The sequence below is a fragment of the Pseudomonas extremorientalis genome, from assembly GCF_001870465.1.
GTDB classification, from domain to species: Bacteria; Pseudomonadota; Gammaproteobacteria; order Pseudomonadales; family Pseudomonadaceae; genus Aquipseudomonas; species Aquipseudomonas extremorientalis.
On record NZ_MDGK01000049.1, the window covers coordinates 1 to 760 of the forward strand.

Annotated in this window: 1 pseudogene; it reads right to left on the minus strand. The window is 59.7% G+C overall.

The features are described from left to right. Positions 1–760, minus strand: a pseudogene (locus BFN10_RS19095) (type IV secretion protein Rhs); the annotation flags it as partial.

Genomic DNA, 760 nt, shown 5'->3' on the forward strand with positions numbered 1-760 from the left:
TGAAGGTGAGGCGGTTGTTGTCCGGCAGGCGCAGGTTTTGCAGGTGACCACAGGCGTCGTAGCCGTAGCGCAGGGTGCCCCAGCCTTGGTGTTCGGCGGTGAGGCGGTTTTGGCTGTCGTACTCGTAGGCCAGTGACCAGTGGCCGTCTTCGACGCCTAAGAGATTGCCCTGGCGGTCGTAGGTGTAATCGACGGTATTGCCATCGGGCAGGGTTTTTCTGATCAGGCGTCCGGCATGATCGCGCTGGTAACGGGTAACCAGCTGACTGCCGTCATCGCCGTGTTCGGTCTTTTCCTGAAGGTTGCCGTTGAGGTCGTATACGTACGCCGTGCGCTGACCGTCAAAGCCGATTTCCTGCTGGATCAGGCCGTTGTTGTGGTACTGGAGCCGGTAGGTCTCGCCCACCTCGTTTTCGATCTCGGTCAGCAGTAACCGCGCGTTGTCGTAGCGGTACTTGACCTGGGTGCCATCGGCATTGATGCGTCGGCTGATCAGGTGCAGGCCGTCGGCGTATTCGTAGCGGGTGACGTGGCCCTGTTCGTCGCGTTCGGCGGTGATTTTTCCGTAAGCGTTGTAGGTATATTTACGCGTGTCGCCGCTCGGCAAGACGACCTGGACTAACCGCCCAACGTCGTTCCACTGGTACTGGGTCAGCGCGCCATGCTCATCCTCACGCGCAATCTGTCGCCCCAGATCGTCATAGCGATAACGCTTGATCCCACCATTGGGCAACTGCTCCTCAAGCAACTGCCCACGCTC